This window comes from Planomonospora antibiotica (assembly GCF_014647955.1).
Taxonomy (GTDB): Bacteria; Actinomycetota; Actinomycetes; order Streptosporangiales; family Streptosporangiaceae; genus Planomonospora; species Planomonospora parontospora.
On the sequence record NZ_BMQE01000058.1, the window covers coordinates 25,224 to 38,200 of the forward strand.

Annotated in this window: 14 protein-coding genes; 8 read left to right on the forward strand and 6 right to left on the reverse strand. The window is 74.5% G+C overall.

Annotation, left to right across the window (positions count from 1 at the left end; genetic code table 11):
* Positions 1-223: 223 nt before the first annotated feature.
* Positions 224-1,324, reverse strand: coding sequence for an alpha/beta hydrolase (locus tag IEZ06_RS31710; RefSeq protein ID WP_189240358.1), 1,101 nt, complete (start codon positions 1,322-1,324; stop codon positions 224-226).
* 212 nt (positions 1,325-1,536) lie between these two features.
* Here IEZ06_RS31710 and IEZ06_RS31715 point away from each other — a divergent pair, with 212 nt between their 5' ends.
* The 4 genes from IEZ06_RS31715 to IEZ06_RS31730 all read left to right on the forward strand — a co-directional run bounded on the left by IEZ06_RS31715 (position 1,537) and on the right by IEZ06_RS31730 (position 4,314).
* On the forward strand, positions 1,537-2,334 hold the full coding sequence (locus IEZ06_RS31715; protein WP_189240359.1) for an ABC transporter permease: 798 nt from the start codon (positions 1,537-1,539) through the stop codon (positions 2,332-2,334).
* Positions 2,331-3,176: an ABC transporter permease gene (locus IEZ06_RS31720; RefSeq protein WP_203872300.1), complete on the forward strand. Its 846-nt coding sequence runs from the start codon at positions 2,331-2,333 to the stop codon at positions 3,174-3,176. Before IEZ06_RS31715 ends, IEZ06_RS31720 begins: the two co-directional genes overlap by 4 nt.
* A 4-nt stretch (positions 3,177-3,180) precedes the next feature.
* Positions 3,181-4,023, forward strand: coding sequence for an ABC transporter ATP-binding protein (locus IEZ06_RS31725; protein ID WP_189240360.1), 843 nt, complete (start codon positions 3,181-3,183; stop codon positions 4,021-4,023).
* 144 nt (positions 4,024-4,167) lie between these two features.
* Positions 4,168-4,314 carry a hypothetical protein gene (locus IEZ06_RS31730; protein WP_189240361.1) on the forward strand — a complete coding sequence of 49 codons (147 nt, stop codon included), beginning with the start codon at positions 4,168-4,170 and terminating at the stop codon, positions 4,312-4,314.
* 112 nt (positions 4,315-4,426) lie between these two features.
* On the opposite strand, the gene IEZ06_RS31735 is transcribed toward IEZ06_RS31730, so the two are convergent.
* The gene (locus IEZ06_RS31735; protein WP_189240362.1) at positions 4,427-4,921 is read right to left on the reverse strand and encodes a hypothetical protein; all 495 of its coding nucleotides are present in this window, start codon (positions 4,919-4,921) and stop codon (positions 4,427-4,429) included.
* 219 nt (positions 4,922-5,140) lie between these two features.
* On the opposite strand from IEZ06_RS31735, the gene IEZ06_RS31740 reads away from it, so the two are divergent.
* Together IEZ06_RS31740 and IEZ06_RS31745 are read left to right on the forward strand one after the other, a co-directional pair.
* Positions 5,141-5,710, forward strand: a complete 570-nt coding sequence (locus IEZ06_RS31740; protein ID WP_203872301.1) for an MFS transporter — start codon at positions 5,141-5,143, stop codon at positions 5,708-5,710.
* 44 nt (positions 5,711-5,754) lie between these two features.
* Entirely contained in the window at positions 5,755-6,534 is a 780-nt protein-coding gene (locus IEZ06_RS31745; protein WP_189240363.1) for a YcnI family copper-binding membrane protein, read from the forward strand.
* Positions 6,535-6,594: 60 nt separating this feature from the next.
* Here the strand turns inward: IEZ06_RS31745 and IEZ06_RS31750 are convergent, their stop codons facing one another.
* From IEZ06_RS31750 to IEZ06_RS31760, 3 genes are all read right to left on the reverse strand, one after another.
* On the reverse strand, positions 6,595-7,620 hold the full coding sequence (locus tag IEZ06_RS31750; RefSeq protein ID WP_229798990.1) for a DUF2705 family protein: 1,026 nt from the start codon (positions 7,618-7,620) through the stop codon (positions 6,595-6,597).
* On the reverse strand, positions 7,607-8,683 hold the full coding sequence (locus tag IEZ06_RS31755) for an ABC transporter ATP-binding protein (protein WP_189240364.1): 1,077 nt from the start codon (positions 8,681-8,683) through the stop codon (positions 7,607-7,609). Before IEZ06_RS31755 ends, IEZ06_RS31750 begins: the two co-directional genes overlap by 14 nt.
* A gap of 74 nt (positions 8,684-8,757) precedes the next feature.
* Complete coding sequence (locus IEZ06_RS31760; protein ID WP_229798992.1) at positions 8,758-9,912, reverse strand: LolA family protein; 1,155 nt, start codon at positions 9,910-9,912, stop codon at positions 8,758-8,760.
* Between the two features lie 218 nt (positions 9,913-10,130).
* On the opposite strand from IEZ06_RS31760, the gene IEZ06_RS31765 reads away from it, so the two are divergent.
* Positions 10,131-10,805, forward strand: coding sequence for a response regulator transcription factor (locus tag IEZ06_RS31765; RefSeq protein ID WP_189240366.1), 675 nt, complete (start codon positions 10,131-10,133; stop codon positions 10,803-10,805).
* On the forward strand, positions 10,795-12,279 hold the full coding sequence (locus IEZ06_RS31770; RefSeq protein WP_189240367.1) for a sensor histidine kinase: 1,485 nt from the start codon (positions 10,795-10,797) through the stop codon (positions 12,277-12,279). The genes IEZ06_RS31765 and IEZ06_RS31770 overlap by 11 nt, the downstream gene beginning before the upstream one ends.
* Before the next feature lie 418 nt (positions 12,280-12,697).
* On the opposite strand, the gene IEZ06_RS31775 is transcribed toward IEZ06_RS31770, so the two are convergent.
* A partial coding sequence (locus IEZ06_RS31775) for a cation:proton antiporter regulatory subunit (RefSeq protein WP_189240368.1) occupies positions 12,698-12,977 on the reverse strand: 280 nt, incomplete at its 5' end.

Sequence of the window (12,977 nt, forward strand, 5' to 3'; positions counted from 1 at the left end):
ACTATGGCGGGTAAGGCGAATGATCCCTGAAGGTAAGTAACCGGTGGGGCCGGAGGTGCTGGAAACACCCGCGCGATCTGCGGGAAAGGCCCTCCTCATCCCGATCCCGCCGCCGGACCCGACCCTGCGGCGGGCCGTGATCATCGGTCCGCCGTCGGACCCGACCCTGCGGCGGGCCGTGATCATCGCCGCGGCCGAGCCGTACCCGGCGGCGGCCTCCCCGTCAGGCCGCGGCCGAGCCGGTCCCGGCGGCGGGATCGGGAGTGAGGAGGCCCGCGGCGAGCAGGTCCGCGGCGCCGGGATCCGCGGCGCGCAGGTCCGCGGCGAGCGGGCCGTCGGCGGACGTGTCCGCCGCGGGGACGTCCCCGGCGGAGAGCGCCCGGGCCGCGTCCAGGAAGCGGGCGATGTGCAGGAACGCCTGGCGCGCCTCGGGGAGGATGTCGGCCAGGAGGGGGAAGACGTGCGGCATGCGCCGCCACTCCTCGTAGGTCACCGGGACGCCCGCCTCGCGGGCGCGTTCGGCGACGCGGCGGCCCTCGTCGCGGAGGACCTCGGTGGAGCCGGTGACGATCATCAGCGGCGGCAGTCCCGCGTAGTCGCCCAGCACCGGGGAGACCAGGGGGTCGCGGGGGTCGAGGCCGGAGGTCCAGCGCCGGGCGAGCCAGTCGACGCGGCCGGCCGGGATCAGCGGGTCGGCCAGGCGGTTGACCCGGCGGGGGGTGTCGGTGAGGTCGGTCCACGGGGACAGGCACACGGCGGCGGCGGGCAGCGGGAGCCCCCGGTCGCGCAGCGCCAGCAGGGCGGCCAGGGTGAGGTGGCCGCCCGCCGAGTCACCGGCGAACAGGACGTCGGCCGGGTCGTAGCCTCGCTCCAGCAGGCACCGGTAGGCGGCGAGCGCGTCCTCGAGCGACTCGGCCAGCGTGTGCACCGGGCCCTGGCGGTAGTCGAGGGCCAGCACCGGGCGGCGGGCGGCGACCGACAGGCGCCAGGTGATCGGCCGGTGGGTGGCCGGCGAGCAGACGAAGTAGGCGCCGCCGTGGAAGTAGAGCAGGACCCTGCGCTCGTCGAGCTCCCGCCCGGCGCGGACCCACTCCCCCTCGCAGTCTCCGAAGGACTCCCCCTCGACGGTCACGTGCCCGGGCAGCCGGAGCGGGACCTTCTTGGCGAGGGCGACGATCCGGGAGGCGGCGACCACGCTGGCGTCCGACCGCAGCAGCAGCCCGGAGATCGGCTTGAAGGTGCCGCGCATGATCGTGTTGAGCGCGGTGGCCTGCCAGCTGACGGGGTAACCGGGGCAGACGTCCACGTTGATCTCGTCGCGCATGTGGGCACCTCCTTGAGAGGAGGATGCCCTTCAGAACTTCCTTCTACCATTCCGCGAAGATATCGCCATGGTTACGGATATATGACGAGATATCCCGTATCTCTCTCCGTAATCGCCGTCCGCCCGCCCGCGGGTGCGCACCGCAAAACCCGTTGCCCCGGCGCCGGACCGCGGAGAAAATGACACGGCCGCCCCGGTGCACCGGAACCTCCATGGAGGACGTCTTCCTGCTCTACGCGCGCATCGCCGCCTACGGCTTCCGCCGTCACTCCGCCTACCGCGCCGCCGCCCTCGCCGGAGCCTTCACCAACAGCGTCTTCGGCATCCTCCGCGCCTACGTCCTGATCGCCCTCTGGCAGGCCCGCCCCGGCCTCGCCGGATACGAGGTGACGGACGCCGTCACCTTCTGCTTCCTCAGCCAGGCGTTCATCGGTCCCATGCAGGTCTTCGGCGGCGGGCTGCAGCTCGCCGGGCGCGTGCGCAGCGGGGACGTCGCCGTCGACCTGCTGCGCCCGGCCTCCCTGCAGCTGTGGAGCCTCGCCGACGACCTGGGCCGCGCCGCCTACCTGTTCCTGCTGCGCAGCCTGCCGCCCACCTTCCTCGGCGCCGCCCTCTTCGGCATCGTCGTGCCGGCCGACCCGGCGACCTGGGCCGCCTTCGCCGCCTCCTTCACCCTGGGCGTGCTGGTCAGCTTCGCCCTGCGCTACCTGACGGCGCTGTCGTGCTGCTGGATCGTCGACGACCAGGGCGTGCAGTCGCTCTCGCTGGTGCTGACGCTCTTCCTCAGCGGCATGGTCCTGCCCCTGAACCTGTTCCCCGGCTGGTTCGGCGAGCTGACCCGCTCCCTGCCCTGGGCGGCCATGGTCCAGATCCCGGCCGACGTCTACCTCGGCAAGCGGGACGTCCTGGGGGCGCTCGCCTTCCAGGCCGCGTGGGCGGCGGCGCTGCTCGCCCTGGGCGCCCTGGTCACCCGCGCCGCCCGCCGCAAGGTGGTGGTCCAGGGTGGATGACCCGGGACGGTCGCGGCCCGGCCGCACCGCGGGCGCTCTGGGCGGGGCCGCCCGTGGTTAGGACCTACCTGCTGCTCGCGTGGACCTGGCTGCGCGCCTCCGCCCAGTACCCCGTGTCGCTGGCGATGATGATCCTCGGCTCGTTCGCCGTCAACGCCCTGGACGTCGCGGCCGTCTGGATCATCTTCCGGCACACCGATTCACTCGGCGGGTTCGGCCTGGCCGAGGTCATGTTCCTGTACGGCACCGCGGACATGTCCTTCGCCCTGGCCGACACGCTCTTCGGCAACGTCGACCGGCTCAGCCACCACATCCGGAGCGGGAGCTTCGACACCATGCTGATCCGCCCGGCCTCCGCGTTCGTCCAGATGGCGACCGACCGCTTCAGCGTGCACCGCTTCGGCCGGCTCGCCCAGTCCGCGGTGGTGCTCGGCATCGCCCTGCCCCGGCTCGGCCTGCCCTGGGAGCGGGCGTGGATGGTCCCGCTGATGATCGCCTGCGGGGTCGTCATCTTCGCCGCGATCTTCACGCTCGGCGGGGCCCTGCAGTTCCTGCTGACCGACGCCCCCGAGGTGGCCAACGCCTTCACCTACGGCGGCAGCGCGCTGACCCAGTACCCCCTGAGCGTCTACGGCGAGCAGCTCGTCAGGGGGGTGACGTTCGTCGTCCCGCTGGCGTTCGTCAACTGGCAGCCGGCCCTGTACGTGCTGGACCGGCCCGACCCCCTCGGCCTGCCGTACTGGCTGCGCTTCGCCGCGCCGCCCGCCGCCCTGCTGCTCGCCCTGGCCGCCGCGCTGGCCTGGCGGGCGGGCATCCGCCGCTACCGTTCCACGGGGAGTTGACCAGATGATCGAAGTCGACCGGGCCGGACGTTCCTTCACCGTCGGCCGGGGCAGCGCCCGGCGGACCGTGCACGCCGTACGGGATCTGTCGTTCACGGTCGGGGCCGGGGAGTTCGTCGGCTATCTCGGCCCCAACGGCGCGGGCAAGTCCACCACCATCAAGATGCTCACCGGCATCCTGGCCCCCACCTCGGGCCGCCTGCGGGTGGCCGGGCTCGACCCCACGCGCCGCCGTACCGCGCTCGCGCGCAGGATCGGGGTGGTCTTCGGGCAGCGGACCACCCTGTGGTGGGACCTGCCGCTGAAGGACAGTTTCCAGCTGATCCGGCATCTTTACAAAGTAGACCGGATCGATTTCCGGCGGAGGCTGGACGAACTGGCCGGCCTGCTCGACCTCGGGCCGTTCATGGACACCCCGGTCCGCCAGCTCAGCCTCGGCCAGCGCATGCGCGGCGACGTCACCGCCGCCCTCCTGCACGACCCCGCCGTCCTGGTCCTGGACGAGCCGACGATCGGCCTCGACGTGGTGAGCAAGGTCGCCATGCGCGACTTCCTGCGCCGCCTCAACGCCGAGCGCGGCACGACCGTCCTGCTCACCACCCACGACCTGGGCGACATCGAGAAGCTCTGCCGCCGCGTCATGCTCATCGACCACGGCAGGCTCGGATTCGACGGCACCCTCGACGAACTGCGTGCCACGGCCCCGGACCGCGACTCCCTGGAGGAGGTCGTGGCCCGCCTCTACACCGGCTCGGCTCCGGGGACCGCGCCCGCCCCTGCGGTCACCTCCGCCGCGCCCGGGGCCACGACGCGGCGGCCAGAACCGCCGCCAGCGGCGGCACCGTGACCAGGAACGCCGTCCGCAGGTCGAGCGCGGCCCCGAGCGCGGCCAGCGCGGTGCGGCGCGCCTGCGAACAGCACGGCGACCGGGTCCGGACCGTGTCGGTGGCCGTCGCCGCGACGGTCCGGCACGGCCCCGGCCGACGGGCTGATGCGCTTCCGCCGCCTGGATCCGCCGCCCGTGGTGGCCGCCGTGCTCGGCGGGGACGGCGCGCTGCACGGGGCTGCGGTCACCGCGCTCGACGGCGTCCTCACGGAGGAGGGCCTCGGCGCGTGGGCGGCCGGGCGCGCCGGTTGAACGCGCCGGCCGGGCAGGGCGTCAGCGGCCGGGCGACGGCGACGGACCGAGACGCCAGCGGAGGACGTCCCGCCGGAACCGTACGGAAGAGGCGGTGCGGCGGCCCTGTCCGTCAGTAGTAGGACCGGTCGTCCGACTCCTCGTATCCGTCGCCGTCCTCGTCCCCGCCCTGTCCGGCCCAGCGGGAGGGCAGCAGGACGGGGATGAACAGGGCGACGCCGAGGAGGGCGTAGACACCGGTGGTGAGCAGGATGCGCATGCCGCGGCCCGCCTGGAGCAGCGCCTCGTGGAAGGTCGGGTTGACCGGCAGGAATCCCAGGCCGCGGCCGGTGTCCAGGACGTAGACCACGGTCCAGGCGAGCAGGACCATCGACGGGACGAAGCAGGCCACCGGGGAGACCCGGCCGACGATCAGCAGGCCGAGCAGGAGACCGGTCCCGGCCATCACCGCCAGAGCGACCCAGTTCTGCCCGGTGCCGGTGGCGAGCGGGGCGACGCCCTGGGCGGGCTGGAGGGCGAGGCCCATCTCCGCCGCCGCCCATCCCGCGCCGAGCAGGAGGACCGCCGTCACCACCAGTCCGATGAGCAGTCCGAAGACGTGCCGCATCCCCCACCACCTCGGCCTCGACATGTTCCGGTCGCGGCAACCATAGCCACAAAAGCGGCAAAGCTGCAGGGATCACATGCTTTCGATTCACCGGACCCGATGCCGGACTCCACACCGGACCCTGCACCAGGCTCCACACCGGGCCCGATGCCGTACTCCACGCCGAGCCCGGTCCCGGGCTCGGTCCCGGGCTCGATCCCGGGCCGTCACCGTGAGAGCATGGCTCGCGTCATGCTCGCCCTCCTCCCGCTCCGGCTCACCCGCGCGGCCGTCTTCTCGGCCGTCTGCGTGACGCTGGCCGCCCTCGGCCACGTCGCCGCGGGCGGCTCGGGGCCGGAGCCGTGGGCGCTGGCCGCGGGAGCGGCGGCGGTGGTGGCCCTGTCCGTGTCGCTCGCCGGACGCGAGCGGTCCGCCGGCACGGTCACCGCGGTGCTCACCGGAGCGCAGGCGGTCCTGCACGAGCTGTTCGCCCTGGGCGGCGGCCCCGCCGCGCCCTCCCTCGCCGGGCACCTCCACGACCGGGGGCTGGGCCAGAGCCTGGGCATGCTCCTGGCCCACCTGACCGCCACACTGATCACCGGCTGGTGGCTGGCCCGCGGCGAGACCGCGCTGTGGGCGCTGCTGCGCGCGGCCGCCCACCACCTGGGATCGGCGTTCCGGCTGCTCACCGGGGCCGTGCCCCTCCCTGCCCCGCCGCCCGCCGCGCTCCCGGTGCTCCCGCCCGTCCCCGTCCGGGGCCTTCTCCGCCACACCGTCAGTCGACGCGGTCCTCCACTTCCCGCCGTCTGACCCGTCCCCCGATTCACCCGTTCTCGTCGAAGTGGAGATCTCCCATGTCGTCTTCCGCCGCGCGCCGCGCGCTGGCCGTCACCGCCGGTGCCGCCGCCCTCACGCTCGGGCTGGCCGTACCGGCCCTCGCACACGTCACGATCAATCCCGGCAGCGCCGAGCAGGGCGGCTTCACCAAGGTCGCCTTCCGGGTACCGAACGAGCGCGACGACGCCTCGACCAGCAAGATCGAGGTGGCCTTCCCCACCGACCACCCGCTGGCCTTCGTCTCGGTCAAGCCGGTGCCGGGCTGGAAGGTCGAGGTGACCGAGGGCGAGCTGCCCAAGCCGGTCACCACCGAGTACGGCGAGCTGACCGAGGCCGTCACGAAGGTCACCTGGTCGGGCGGGAAGATCGAACCCGGCCAGTTCCAGGAGTTCGAGGTGTCGATGGGCAGGCTGCCCGCCGACACCGACCGGCTGGTCTTCCCCGCGACCCAGACCTACAGCAGCGGCGAGGTCGTGGCGTGGGACGACGAGCCGAAGGCCGACGGCTCCGAACCCGAGCACCCCGCCCCGGTCCTGAGGCTCACCCCGGCCGCCGCCGGGAGCGACGGGCACGGCGGCCACCCGGCCTCCCCCGCCGCCGCGGCCTCCCCCGGGGTGCACGCCGCGCCGTCGGTCGCCCCGGTCACCGTCGCCGCCGGCTCCTCCGACGGCACCGCCCGCCTGCTCGGCGGCGCCGGCCTGGCCGCCGGACTGGCCGGGCTCGCGGCAGGGCTGCTCGGCCTGCGCCGCGGGAGCCGTACGGCCCCCGCGGCCGACCCGGACGCGAAGCACCCCTGAAACGCCGGTCCCGCGGAGAGCGCAGCGCTCCGCGGGACCGCGCCCTCCCCGCCGGGGTCCTCAGGCGGTGACGTCCCTGCTGGTGAAGCGGGCCCAGGCGACCGAACCGAAGATCGCGATGTAGGCGGCGAAGACCAGCAGGCCCTGCCCCATCTCCGCGGTCGCCACCGGGTCGCGCAGCACCCCGTCGAACCCGCCCCACCAGTGCGTCAGCAGGTACGGCTGGAGCCCCGACAGCTGCGGGATGGCGCCGACGACCTGGGCGGCGATGACCAGCACCACGGTGGCGGCGATGGCGCCGACGGCCACCTCCGTCAGCGTCGACAGTGCCAGCGAGACGGCGGCCAGGGCGGCCATCCCCGCCGTGGCGTAGAGGACGACGACACCGATCCTGAGCACCCCCTCGGCGAACGGGATCGTCGTGCCCGACAGCAGCGTGATCGGTCCCACCGGGAACAGCGCCAGCCCCGTGAGCAGCGCGGACAGCGCCACCAGGGCGACCGCCGCCAGGCTGAAGAGGACCGCGCCCGCGTACTTGACGGTCAGCAGCCTGGTCCGGCCCGCCGGAGCGGTGAGCAGATAGCGCAGCGTGCCGCCGCCCGCCTCTCCGGCGATGCCGTCCCCGGCGACCACCGCGACGGCCACGGGCAGCATCAGCTGCGCCAGCAGCGCGAGCGCGGCGAAGGTGAGGAAGAGCCCGTTCCCGGCGATCTGCGCGAAGATCGCTCCTCCGCCGCCGGCCTCGCCCTCGTCCGGCCCGCCGAACAGGCGCAGCGCCACCCCCAGCAGGACCGGCACGAGCGCGAGGACGGCGAGCATGGCGACGTTGCGCGGCCGCCGGAATATCAGCCCGGTCTCCGAGACGAGCAGCCGCGACCAGGCCCGCACCGCGCTCGGCCGTCTCGCCGGCCCCTCGGTGGCCCCGGCCGGAGCCACGGCCCGCGTCCGGGCCGCCGGTCCGGCTCCCGCTCCGGCCTCCGCCGTGCCCGTCACCATCCCGGCCGCCGTGCCCGTCACCGCCCCGGTCATGGTCCCGGCCGCCGACGTCTCCATCGCCGTCCCCGCCACCGCGTCAACCGTCGACATCGAAACCCTCCCCGGTCAGCCCCACGAACACGTCCTCCAGGCTCGGCCGGTGCACGGCCAGCCCGCGTACCGCGACGCCGCCCGCCACCAGGGCGGCGGTGACGCGCTCGGGCGGGAGCGCGCCGAGCGCCGCCCCGGCCTCCGCCGCACCGGTCCGGATCTCCGTCAGCCCGAGCCCCGCCAGTACGGCGGCGGCCGCGGCGGGGTCCGGCGTCTCCACCCGGACCCTGGCCTCCTCCCCCGCCCGGAGCTCGGCGACCGGGCCCTCGGCCACCAGGCGGCCGGCGCGCATGACACCGACGTGGGTGCACATCTGCTCGATCTCGGCCAGCAGGTGGGAGGAGACGAAGACGGTCGTCCCGCCGGAGGCGACCTCCGCGACGAGCGAGCGCACCTCGCGGGTGCCCTGCGGGTCCAGCCCGTTGGTCGGCTCGTCGAGGATCAGCAGTTCCCTCGGGCCGAGCAGCGCGGCGGCGATGGCGAGCCGCTGGCGCATGCCCAGCGAGTAGGCGCGGTAGCGCTTGCGGGCCGCCGCGGTCAGCCCGACCCGCTCCAGGGCCAGGCCGATCCGGCTGGCGGCGGTGCGCGGGTCGGCGGCCGGGTCGGCGGCGTCGTAGCGGCGCAGGTTCGCCTCGCCGGACAGGTAGGGGTAGAACGCCGGTCCCTCGACCAGTGCCCCCACCCGGGGCAGCACGGTGCCGATCCCGCCGGGCATCGGCGTGCCGAGCAGTTCCCAGCCACCCGCCGTCGGGGCGACGAGCCCGAGCAGTATGCGGATCGTCGTGGTCTTGCCCGAGCCGTTCGGGCCGAGGAAGCCGAAGACCGAACCGCGCGGCACGGCCAGGTCGAGGCGGTCCACGGCCACCTGCCCGCCGCGGAAGCGCTTGGTCAGCCCCCGGATCACGATCGCGTGGTCCGCCGAGGCCCCGGAAGGCGGGGACGGTGCGGCGCCCCCGCCGGCCGGAGCGGGCTCCTCCCCGCGGGCGGTCCGGCCGGTTCGGGCGGTCTCCTCCCCCGGGACGGTTCTGTCCGTGCGGGGGGTCTGGTCGGTGCGGACGGTCACCACGGGTGCTCCTTCGGTCGTCCGGTCCTGGGCGGGAGGCGGGGACGCCGCGACGGGCGTCCCCGGGGTCACGCTCACTTCCGGCCGGCCACCTCGACCAGCTTCTCGGGGGTGACCGCCCCGACGAGCAGGCGCCCGTCATCGGTGAGCAGCGCGGAGACCAGCTTGGTCCGGATGACCTTGCCGCTGCCCCACGTCCCGCTGACCGGAGCGGCGGACTTCAGCAGGGCGTCGGCCACGGCGCCCGAGTCCGCGGCCGCCTCGCCGCCGGTGCCCTGCTCCGGCCTGCCTTCCTGGAGGTCCCGCAGGGAGAAGGGGAGCACGGCGACCGCCGTCCAGCCCTTGCCGACGATCTCGGCCTCGTCCTTCATCTCCTCGCTCCTGTCCTGCCGCTCGGTGAGCCCGGGAGCGAGGTCGGAGAGCGACTTCTCCGCGACCTCGGCTCCCGGCGGCGGGGTGAAGGTGAAGTTCTCCGGAGCGGGCGGGGTGAAGGTCACCGTGGTGAAGCCCACCTCGAAGGCCGGTTCGGCCGATCCCTCGGCGTAGACCTGGACCCGCAGGGGGGTCAGGGTCTCCCCGTCGAGCGCCAGCCTGATCTCCCTCACCAGGGACGAGGCGTCCTTGGGCGCGAGGGTGAGCTGGTAGGCGTCGCGGCCGGCGACCTTCTCGTTGCTGGTCACGCCGACCGCGGTGTCGGCGTCGGCCCGCTTGAGCAGTTCCTGCGCGATCTGCTGCGGCGTGGCCCCCTGGGGCAGCGCCCCGGCGGGCCCGGGGCCGTGCGTCCCTCGTCCGGGCCCGTGCCCGGCGCCGTGCTCGGCGAGCTCCCCGGGGTCGACCTTGATGCGGGTGGCCCTGTTCGCATCGCTCTCCCAGAGCCAGGCCTGACCGCCTCCGACGATCAGGTCGGTCTCGCTCATCCGGCCGGGCAGCGCCAGGCGGACCCTGTCGGCGCCGCCGTACCAGACCTTCAGCTCGTGCGAGCCGGCGAGCAGCGCGGTGGGCGAGCTGCCGCCCGTCCCCGTCACCTGCGGCAGCCCCGGCAGGCCGAAGGAGGAGGTCTGCATGAGGGTGCCCGACATGGGCTTCAGCCCGGACCCGCTCGCCCGGACGGCGTCGGCGAGCAGCTGCTCGGCGGTGCGCTCGGGCAGCACCGGGTCCCCCTGGACCGCGGCGATGACCGGGCCCGCGCCGACGGCTCCCGCGACCACCGCGACGGCGGCGATCGGCACGCCCCACCTCACGGCGCGGCCTCTTCGGGTCCGCCGGTGTTCCTGCTCTGACATGTCACTCCCTTACGGTATGTCTTTCATGTCCGTCTGCGCCTTCACCAGCAGCCTGCACGGGCGGTCCTGTGCCGGAGCTGAGACGAGCTGAGAGCCTCCACAGGGTTCTCAGCCGCCTCTCAGCGGCACTGGCCGAAGATGGGGCGGACGAAGAGGAGGCAGGGATGAGGGTTCTCGTCGTGGAGGACGAGCGGCGGATGGCCGCGGCGCTCCGGCGCGGGCTGCAGGCCGAGGGGTTCGCGGTCGACCTCGCGCACGACGGCGAGGACGGCCTGCACCTGGCTAGGCAGGGCGACTACGACGTGGTCGTGCTGGACATCATGCTGCCCAGGCTCTCGGGCTACAACGTCTGCAAACAGCTGCGGGCCGAGGAGAACTGGGTGCCGATCCTGATGCTGTCGGCCAAGGACGGCGAGTACGACATGGCCGACGGCCTGGATCTGGGCGCCGACGACTACCTCACCAAACCGTTCTCCTACGTGGTGCTGGTGGCCAGACTCCGGGCCCTGCTGCGGCGCGGCGCCGGGCGGCGGCCCGCCGTGCTGCGGGCCGGGGACCTGTCGCTGGACCCGGCCCGGCGGAAGGTCAGCCGGGGGCGGACGCCGGTGGAGCTGACGCCCCGGGAGTTCGCCCTGCTGGAGTACCTGCTCCGCCGGCACGACGAGGTGGTGTCGAAGAGCGAGATCCTGGAGCACGTCTGGGACACCTTCGACACCGACCCGAACGTCGTCGAGGTCTACGTGGGCTACCTCCGCCGCAAGATCGACGTGCCGTTCTCCCGCAACGCGCTGCAGACCGTGCGGGGAGCAGGATACCGGCTGGCCGGCGATGGCGGCTGAGCCCTCCGGAGCCCTCGGCGCCCCGGCTTCTCCGGGAGGCCCCGGATCCACCGGGTCTCCTCGCGGGACCGCCCGCGGCGACGGGCGGAGGCGGGGCTCGGGCGCCCGCCGTACGGCCGGGTGGTGGCGGCGCAGGAGCCTGCGCTTCCGGCTGACCGCGGTCGCCTCGGCGGTGCTGGCGGTGGCGCTGGCCGTCTCCGCCTACGTGATGATGGGGGTGCTGGCCCGGGCGCTGCTGGACCGGATCGACGAGTCGCTCTACCAGCGGGCCCGGGAGATGGTCTCGCTCGCCGACGCCGGGCGGCTGCCCGGCGAGCTGACCTCGCCCGACGGCACCCTGATCCAGGTGCTCGACGCCGCCGGGCGGATCACCCACGCCACCACCGGCACCGACCGGCTCGTGCCGCTGCTGGACGCCCGGGAGCGGGCCGCCTCGCTGGCGCAGGGCCGCGCGCGCTTCCTGGGCGGCGAGCCGTACGGGATCCCGCACCTGCTGCGGGTGCGGGTGCTCAGCGCGGACCGGGGCCAGACGGTGATCGCAGCGCGGATCTTCAGCGAGGTGGAGACCAGCATCGCCACCGCCGGGCGGGTGCTGCTCGTCGGCACCCCCCTGCTGCTGGTGCTGCTGGCCGCGGTCAGCTGGGTGATCGTCGGCCGGACCCTGCGGCCCATCACCGCGCTGCGCCGCGGCGCCGAGGAGATCACCGGCACCGCCCGGTCCCGCCGCCTGCCGGTGCCCGAGTCGCGTGACGAGGTCTACAGCCTGGCCACCACGCTCAACGCCATGCTGGACCGGCTGGAGCGGGCCGACGCCCGCCAGCGCTCCCTGGTCTCCGACGCCGCGCACGAGCTGCGCAGCCCGCTGGCCAGCATCCGGCTCCAGCTGGAGGTGGCGCTCGGCCACCCGGGCGGCGCGGACGACTGGCGGGAGACCGCCGAGGGCGTGCTGGAGGACACCACGCGCCTGACCCGGCTGGCGGAGGACCTGCTCGCGCTGGCGCGCCTGGACGAGCGGGGCGGCGCGCTCGCCCGCCAGGAGCCGGTCGGCCTGGACGAGCTGGTCTGGCAGACCGTCGAGCGGTACGGCGGGGCCGTTGCGGTGAGGGCCGCGGACGGCCGAGAGGGCGGGGCCGTCGTGGTGTCCGGGGACGCGCTGGACCTGGGGCGGGTCCTGGTCAACCTGGTCGACAACGCGCTGCGGCACACCGTCTCGCCAGTCGTGGTCGAGGTGCGGGCCGAGGGGGCGGACGCGGTGCTGACCGTGACCGACGACGGGCCGGGCATCCCGGAGGCCGACCGGGAGCGGGTCTTCGACCGGTTCACCCGACTGGACAGCGCGCGCAGCCGCGACGAGGGCGGGGCCGGGCTGGGCCTGGCGATCGTCCGTGAGACGGTCAACGCGCACGGCGGGGCGGTGCACCTGGAGGACGCCGCCCCGGGTCTGCGCGCGGTGGTGCGCCTCCCGCTCTCCTGACCCGGCCGCCCCCGTACCCGCAGTGGAGTCCGCCGCGGCGGAGCGGGAGCGGTGCCGGCCCGCTTCCTCCCGGCGGTCCACGGTCGACCGGGACGGCGTCCATAACAACTTGATTTACCTCAGTCAGGATCTTGCGGTAAACGGCCGGGCGGTCCACTATGGGGACACCCCCTCCACCCGGGAGATCCCGCGAGAGGGACCGGAACCACCATCGCCGAGGCGTCCCCCCGCCTCGTGGTCGGGCCGCCCGCCTATCCCCCCAGGCAGGCGGCCCGCTTCCGTTCCGGCCCCATCTCCCGGTGCCGCCCGCCCCTCTGCTCCGCCCCCGCCCGGCCGCTCCTTCCGCGTCCACTCTCCGCCGGGTCCCGCTCCCGTCCGGTGGAACGCCCCGGCCGCCCCCCGGCCGCCCCCGGCCGCCTCAGGGGAGCTCGGCGAACCGCTCCACGTCCTCGATCCTCCCGGCGATGATGATCACGTCGCCGTAGCCGAGGACGGTGTCGGAGCCGGCGTAGGTGAACTCCTCGTACTCACCCTTGACGCAGACCACCGTCACGCCGTACTTGCGGCGCAGATTCGTCTCCCCGAGCGGCACTCCGGTGTAGTCCCTCGGCGGGCGGGTCTTGACCAGCGCGTAGTTGGCGTCGACCTCCATGTAGTCGAGCATCCGCCCGTTGAGCAGGTGCGCCACCCGCTCCCCC